An 8328-nucleotide genomic window follows, 5' to 3' on the forward strand; every position below is an offset into this window, starting at 1 on the left:
CTAGATGAATTTGATTTTAGATGTCATGTTTATCACTCCTTTCTGTTATTTTTGTTTGGTGATTAAATTATACAGAAAAGAAAGAGGTGATTCAAGGGATTTTTTAAAATCCCAAATCACCTTTTTTATACAAATTTGAAATTATTACAAACTTGACAAAATTACTACTTAGTTATATAATTAAAATAACATACAAAAAAGGCGGTAAAGATGCAAGAAGTAGAAAAGTTTTTAAAAGGTAGAGGTATAAAACCTTCTATACATAGAATAAAAATATTAGATTATCTACATTCTAATCATATTCATCCTACTGTAGACAAAATATACAAAGATTTATTACCTGAGTTACCTACACTATCAAAAACAACGGTGTATAACACATTGAATCTATTTGTAGAAAATAAAATTGCAAATGCTATAGTTATAGAAGGAAATGAAACTAGATATGATGTAGAAGATTATCCACATGGACATTTTAAATGCTTAAAATGTAATAAAATGGTGGATTTTGAAATAGATTATACTAAGATGCAATTAGAAAAATTAAGTGGTATATCTATTGATGAAATACAATTTTACATTAAAGGATTATGTAAGGATTGTAAAGATAAACAAGATAAATAGTTATATATATAATTTATATAGCTAGTATATGGAAAAATTTTCAAAAATATAGTAAAATATAAATCTAAGCGATGAATACATATTAGGAAAGGAGTAAATCAATATGGAAGATAAAAAACAAAATGATGTACTATTAGAAGTTAGAGATTTAATTACGAGTTTTCGTATAAAAGATACATATTATAACGCTGTTGATGGTGTGAGTTTTGAGTTAAGAAAAAATGAAGTTTTAGCCATAGTTGGTGAATCAGGATGTGGAAAATCTACACTTGCAACTTCAATAATGGGATTACACAACCCAATATATACAAGAGTTTCTGGAGAAATAAAGTTTGAAGGAAATAACTTAGTTGATTTTACAGAGGAACAATTTAATCAAATAAGAGGGGCTAAGATAGGAATGATATTCCAAGATCCACTTTCTGCATTAAACCCATTAATGAGAATTGGAGATCAAATTGAAGAAGGTTTAAAATATCATACTACATTAACTCCAGAAGAAAGAAAAGAAAGAGTTAAAGAATTAATTGTTAAAGTTGGTATTAATAATCCAGAAAGAGTTATGAGACAATTCCCTCATGAATTATCAGGAGGTATGAGACAAAGAATTATAATTGCTATAGCACTTTCATGTAAACCTGCTATCTTAATAGCAGATGAGCCAACTACAGCATTAGACGTTACAATTCAAGCACAAATATTAGACTTAATTCGTGAATTACAGGCAGATATTAGTGCAGGGATAATATTAATAACACATGATTTAGGAGTAGTTGCTGAAATTGCAGATAGAGTTGCGGTAATGTATGCTGGAGAAATAGTTGAAATAGCATCAGTATATGACTTATTTAAAAATCCACAACATCCATATACTAAATCATTATTAAGTTCAATCCCTCAAATGGATTCAAACTCAGAAGATGATTTACATGTAATACATGGTACAGTACCATCTTTAAAAAACCTACCAAGAAAAGGATGTAGATTTAGACATAGAATTCCTTGGATTGCAGAAAATGAGCATGAAGAAGTTCCAACTTTACATGAAGTTGAAGAAGGACATTTAGTAAGATGTACTTGTTACAAAAATTTCTACTTTGCAAAAGAAGGTGAGGAATAGTGAGCAAATTAATAAAATTAGAAGGACTTAAAGTTCATTACCCAATTAGAGGAGGTTTTTTCAATACAATTAAAGACTATGTTAGAGCCGTTGATGGTGTTAACATGGAAATTGAAAAAGGGAAAACATATGGTTTAGTTGGAGAATCAGGATCTGGAAAGTCAACTATTGGAAAATCTATTATAGGTTTAGAGAAAATTACAGAAGGTAGATTATTCTATGAAGGTGAAGAAATAAATTTAAATAGAGTTAAAAGAAAATCAATGTATAGAAAAAATGTGCAAATGATTTTCCAAGATTCAATGTCATCTTTAAATCCTAAAAAAAGGGTTATAGATCTTTTATCAGAACCTTTAAAGAATTTTGAAAACTTTACTCCTGAGCAAGAAAAGAAAAGAGTAATTGAATTACTTGAAATTGTAGGGATGACTGAAGATAATATTGTAAAATATCCACATGAGTTCAGTGGAGGACAAAGACAAAGATTAGGGGTTGCTAGAGCAATTGCAACAAATCCTAAATTAATAATAGCAGATGAGCCAGTTTCGGCACTTGACTTATCAGTTCAAGCACAAGTATTAAACTACATGAAAAAAATACAAAAACATTTAGGGTTAAGCTACATTTTCATTTCACATGACTTGGGAGTAGTTAAACATATGTGTGATCATATATCTATAATGTATAAAGGTAGATTCGTTGAAACAGGAGACAAGAAAGTAATTTACTCTCAACCTCAACATATCTATACTAAGAGATTGATTGCAGCTATACCTGATGTTAATCCATTAATTAGAGATGAAAAAAGAGATTTCAGAGCTCAAATTGATAAAGAATATAAAGAATTAGAAAAAGTATATTATGATGAAAAAGGTAGAGTATTTGATTTAGAATTATTTGATGCTTCTACAGATCATTATGTTGCTTTAAATAAAGGAGGTAAATAAATATGTGGAAAACGGTTTTAAGAAGAGTTTTAGCAATGATTCCTCAATTATTTATCTTAAGTATAATAGTATTCGTTGTAGCTAAATTAATGCCAGGGGATCCATTCACTGGATTAATTTCACCAACTACACCACCTGAAGCTATAGAAAAATTAAGAAGAGAAGCAGGATTATATGACCCTTTATATACACAATATATTAACTGGATGAGAAGAGCATTTAACGGAAACTTTGGTATAAGTTATACATATAAATTACCAGTTACAAGAATTATTGGAGAAAGAATTTACAATACATTCTTCTTATCATTATTATCTGTAATATTAATGTACTCAATTGCATTACCATTAGGGATATTAAGTGGTAGATATGACGGTTCAAGACTTGATAAAATAGTTACAATTTATAACTTTATAAGTTATGCAATGCCAACATTTATTTTATCATTATTAATGGTATTTATATTTGGATATAAATTAAGAATATTCCCTACAGGAGGGTCAGTAGATTTAGGATATACACCTGGAACTATGCCTTATGTAATTAATAAGATATATCACTTATTATTACCAGCAATAACATATGCATTACTTGCAACTACATGGACTATAAGATATTTAAGAAGTGAAATTATAGATTCAAAATCATTAGATTATGTTAAAACTGCAAGAGCAAAAGGGGTACCTGAAGCAGTAGTTTATTCTAAACATATATTTAGAAATTCAGTATTACCTATTGTAGCATTCTTAGGATATACAATAACAGGATTATTTGGTGGATCAATATTTATAGAAACAATATTTAATTATCCAGGTATGGGACAATTGTTTATTTCATCAATATCATCAAGAGATTATTCAGTTATTACAACATTAATATTATTCTACGGATTCTTGAGTTTATTAGGTTCATTATTATCAGATATTTTATTAATGATAGTGGATCCAAGAATAAGAATAGAGTAAAGGAGGAGAGAGATGAAGACAAACGAAGATTTAGAATTAGAAATGGATAAAATGCACGAAGAAGCTGAAAATAAAGTAATAGAAGATAGCTTAGCAAGTGAAGTACCATCAGGGTTTAATGTAATTAAAAGAGAATTCCAAAAAGATAAAGTAGCTTTATTTTCTCTTACTTTATTAGCAATATTAATGATAGTAATATTCTTTTCGGCAAGTTTTTTACTAGATATAGAAGATGTAATGAAAGTTAGATTATTAGATAAATATGCAGCACCTCTTGAAGGTTATTGGTTGGGAGCTGACTATGGAGGACGTAGTATTCTTGGTCAGTTAATTATAGGAGCTAGAAATTCTATAGTAATAGGATTTTCAGTTACAATTATTACTTCATTTATTGGAATTGTAGTTGGAGTTATAATATCTTACTATGGTGGTTGGATAGAAAATTTAGCGATGAGAATCATAGATTTTATAAGTATATTACCAACAACTTTAATAATTATAGTATTTGTTACTATAGTACCACAATATAATGTAGTGACATTTATATTAATAATGTCTATATTCTATTGGACAGGTACGGCTAGATTGATTCGTGGTAAGGTTCTTTCAGAGGTAAGAAGAGATTATATTAATGCCTCAAAAACTATGGGAACTAGTGATGCAAAGATAATTTTTAGAGAATTACTTCCAAATATATCTTCATTAATTATAGTTGGTTTAACATTAGGATTTGCAGGAAACTTAGGTATAGAAACAGGTTTAACATTTTTAGGATATGGATTACCAGCTCAAGTTCCTTCGTTAGGAATCTTAATAAGTTATGCAACAGCCCCAGAAGTACTTGCTGATAAATGGTGGGTATGGATGCCAGCATCATTATTAATCTTAGTAATTATGTTATGTATTAACTATATAGGAGAAGCATTAAAGAGAGCTAGTGACGCTAGACAAAGATTAGGATAAAAAAATAGCTGATTTCAACGAAATCAGCTTTTTATTTATTTAGGATATTTAGTTAGAACTTTATATCCATCTTCAGTTACATATATATCATCTTCTATTCTTATACCAACTTTATCAGGTAAATATATACCTGGCTCTATTGTAAAAGTCATTCCAGGTTCTAACTTATCTAATGTTTTTTGTGAAACATCAGGATATTCATGACAATCCATCCCTAATCCATGCCCTAGTCTATGATTGAAATATTCACCATACCCTGCTTCTGTAATAATATCTCTAGCTATTTTATCTAGTGTAGCAAAAGTTATACCTGGTTTGACTGCTTTAATTGCTTCCATATTTGCTTTTAATACTAAATCATATATAGATTTATCAAATTCAGATACTTTTCCAAATGGTATACATCTAGTTATGTCACTTGCATATCCTTTATAGTAGCAACCAAGATCTAATAATACATATTCATTTTCTTTTAGTTTTCTATCTCCACTTTCACCATGTGGGCTTGCAGCATTATCTCCAAATAAAACAATAGTGTCAAAACTCATTTTAGAAATACCTTGTTTTTTAATTTCATTTTCAATAATTGATTTCAATTCTAATTCTGTAATTCCAACTTTTAGATTTTTAACTGCAATTTCTATACACGTGTCAGCATATTTTGCGGCAATTTCCATTAATTCTAATTCTGAATTATTTTTTTTCTTTCTAAAATTACGTATTAGTGATGAAATGTCAAGAGTTTCTTTTACATTAAAAGTTTCTAATACTGATTCAAATCTTGAAACAGTAATATGTTCTTTTTCTACCCCTATTTTTGGTATATCTTTTGTTAATTCATGTAGTTTTTGATAAGGGTTTTCAGTATCAAAATAACCAGTAATTTTAGTTCCTTGGATTACTCTCTTAGCATCTTCTTCTTCTAATTTTGGACATAGTAGAAAATCCTCTCCAAGCTTATTAAATACGTATATTAGAGCTCTTTCATGTGGATCACATGCAAAACCAGTTAAGTATTCAATATTTTTTGGTGTGGTAATCATAATAGCGTCTAAACTATTTTCTTCTATATACTTCAATATTTCTATCTTTTTCATAATATCACCTCATATTTATTATACTCACTAGAAAAAAATATTGCAATAGTAAACTATACTTATACTATTAATAATCTTATAACTTTATTAGTTTGATTGACTTTTTGTATTATTCGGTGTATCATTGAGGTATAACAAGGAGAGGTGAAGAAAATGAAAAAAAATTTAAAGAGTTTATTTATTGGTATAGTAGTAAGTTTATTTATTACTTCATGTTCAGCTTTAACAGCTAAAGAACAATATGAAAGAGGAGATTATATAGGTGCTTTAGAAACAACAGCACAAGAATTAAAAAATGCTAAAAAAGCAATACCTATAGAAATAGAAAATGAAATAATTTCAAGAATAAGAGAAACAGAAAATAGATATTTATCTATTATTAAAAATGCAACTGATGATAGAACAAAAGCAAATGCATATTTTGAATTATGGCAAATGGGCAATATTATAGAAAAGAATCCTATATTAGAAAGATATACTGACTTTAGATCTAGACAAGATAATTATAGAAACTTAAGTATGGCGATAGAATCAATCAAAAAATATACGAACTTAGATTTAAATAATAGAGTAAATGCTTTAGATGAATTTATTGTAAAATTAGGAAAAGCTGAAGCTAGAAATAGTCAATATTCTTCATTATATGAATCATTTGCAAGATATACTGCAGATGTATATATCAATAGAGCAGAAAGTTTAGAACGTTTAGGAAATTTAGCTGCTGCAAGAGATATGTATTACAAAGGTTATGAATCATATAAAGATTTCAGTGATAATTATAGAAATTCACAACAAAAATATGTTAACTTAAAAAGAGATATAGACATAGCTGAAGCAGTTAAATTATATGAATCTGGTATAAATTTATATAACTTAGGAAGATTTGAAGAAGCTAAATCTAGATTAGAACAATCAAGAAATATTTATTCTAGATATTCAATGAATAGAAATGTGGAACAAATAGATGTTTATTTAAGAGACATAGTGCGTAGAGTTGATCTTGATAAAGCAAATAGATACTTTGATGAAGGAAAAACTTACTATAATTCTGGGAATTATGAAAGAGCAAAAATTAGATTTATAGACGCTAAAGAAATATATGAAAAATATAGAAATTATACATTATCTAGAGAAATAGATGTATATTTAGAAAATATAAAATATAGAGTAGAATTACAAAGTGCAGATAAATATTTTGAAGAAGGACAAAGAAACTATAACCTTCAAAGATATGATGTAGCAAAAGATGCTTTTGAAAAAGCAAGAGAAATTTATATTTCTCGTGGAGAAAGAGCTAAAGTAAGTCAAATAGATGTATATTTAGAAAATATTAGAACTAGAACAGGAAACAATTCTGCAAATAATTTTAATGTATATTATAGACAAGCTTCATCATATGTAGATCAAGGAAATAGATCAAATAAAATTGAAGATGCAAATTATTTCTATAATTTAGCAATTGATTCATTTAAAAAAGCTTTAAATTATACTAATGATTACTATCAACGTAATGAAGTAAATAAATATATTAAAGAGTTAGAAACTAAAATTAAAAATAATAATATTACAAAAGAAAATAAATATAAATTCATACAAGAATATAATAAAGCAGTTGAATTAATTAAATTAGCAGAAAAACAACCTAATATTGATGATGCAAACTACTATTATAGACAAGCAATTACAGCATTTAAAAATGCTTTAAATTATACTAATGATAGAAATAAAAGAAATGAATTAAACACATATATATCTAATTTAGAAAAAAGAATTTCTGAAAATACTAAAGAAATGAAAAATGAAATGAGATTTGATGAATTATACAATAAAGCTAAAGAACAAATTAGATTAGGTGAAAGTAAAATAAACAAATATGATTCTGATTACTATTATCAACAAGCAATAAATACTTTAAGGGAAGCTTTAAAATATACTAAGAATACAAATAAAATTAGTGATACTAATAGAGTAATTGCAGATCTTGAAAGTAGAATAAGAAAAGATATGTTTAACAATGATTTTAATTTCTATTATTTAGAAGCAAAAGAATTCGTAAGAGTGGGGGATACAAAAATTAGAGTTGAAGATTCAAATTATTATTATTTAAAAGCAATCGAATCATTTGAAAAAGCAATTAAATTAACGACTGATCAGAAAAAAATAAATGAAATAAATTTAAATATAAGAGATTTAAAAAGTAGAATAGTATTTTAATATAGTAAAGGGGCTGTTCCGAAATAAACAGCTCTAAATAACCAAAAAAGCCAGTAAAAAACTGGCTTTTTTTGTTCTATAGGAAATTATAATTCTAATAAGATGTATATAATTTTATTGATTAATGTAAAAAGAAGTTACAGTGTATAAAAAATAAAATTAATAAGTAAATTTGAGTAATACAAAAATACCTATTTAAATAATAGGCCATTAGGATTATAGAATTTATGAATAGGTCGTCCAATAGCAGAAGAAACAAAAAGTTCATAAACTTCAAGCTTAATACTGCATAAAAGGATCAAAGCCCCAAATAGCTTTAAAGTTCTTTCTAAAAAGAGAAGGAACTTTTAATCATCTTAAAATGTTTATAAGGTAAATGAAAAAGTAATTTAGTAACA

7 protein-coding genes are annotated in these 8328 nt (G+C 26.9%); 6 read left to right on the forward strand and 1 reads right to left on the reverse strand.

What is annotated here, in order from left to right:
• The first annotated feature begins 210 nt into the window (after positions 1–210).
• The 5 genes from GM111_RS07755 to GM111_RS07775 all read left to right on the forward strand — a co-directional run bounded on the left by GM111_RS07755 (position 211) and on the right by GM111_RS07775 (position 4619).
• Complete coding sequence (locus tag GM111_RS07755; protein WP_156300531.1) at positions 211–624, forward strand: Fur family transcriptional regulator; 414 nt, start codon at positions 211–213, stop codon at positions 622–624.
• Between the two features lie 103 nt (positions 625–727).
• Positions 728–1744 carry an ABC transporter ATP-binding protein gene (locus GM111_RS07760; RefSeq protein WP_156300532.1) on the forward strand — a complete coding sequence of 339 codons (1017 nt, stop codon included), beginning with the start codon at positions 728–730 and terminating at the stop codon, positions 1742–1744.
• Entirely contained in the window at positions 1744–2691 is a 948-nt protein-coding gene (locus tag GM111_RS07765) for an ATP-binding cassette domain-containing protein (protein WP_156300533.1), read from the forward strand. Before GM111_RS07760 ends, GM111_RS07765 begins: the two co-directional genes overlap by 1 nt.
• 2 nt (positions 2692–2693) lie before the next feature.
• Positions 2694–3656 carry an oligopeptide ABC transporter permease gene (gene opp4B / locus GM111_RS07770; protein WP_156300534.1) on the forward strand — a complete coding sequence of 321 codons (963 nt, stop codon included), beginning with the start codon at positions 2694–2696 and terminating at the stop codon, positions 3654–3656.
• 12 nt (positions 3657–3668) lie between these two features.
• Positions 3669–4619 (forward strand): ABC transporter permease, encoded by a 951-nt coding sequence (locus GM111_RS07775; protein ID WP_231479789.1) that lies wholly within the window; start codon positions 3669–3671, stop codon positions 4617–4619.
• A gap of 35 nt (positions 4620–4654) precedes the next feature.
• On the opposite strand, the gene GM111_RS07780 is transcribed toward GM111_RS07775, so the two are convergent.
• Positions 4655–5716, reverse strand: a complete 1062-nt coding sequence (locus tag GM111_RS07780; protein WP_156300535.1) for a M24 family metallopeptidase — start codon at positions 5714–5716, stop codon at positions 4655–4657.
• 153 nt (positions 5717–5869) lie between these two features.
• On the opposite strand from GM111_RS07780, the gene GM111_RS07785 reads away from it, so the two are divergent.
• Positions 5870–7930, forward strand: a complete 2061-nt coding sequence (locus GM111_RS07785; RefSeq protein ID WP_156300536.1) for a hypothetical protein — start codon at positions 5870–5872, stop codon at positions 7928–7930.
• Positions 7931–8328 lie beyond the last annotated feature (398 nt).

Source organism: Streptobacillus canis, assembly GCF_009733925.1.
Lineage (GTDB): Bacteria > Fusobacteriota > Fusobacteriia > Fusobacteriales > Leptotrichiaceae > Streptobacillus > Streptobacillus canis.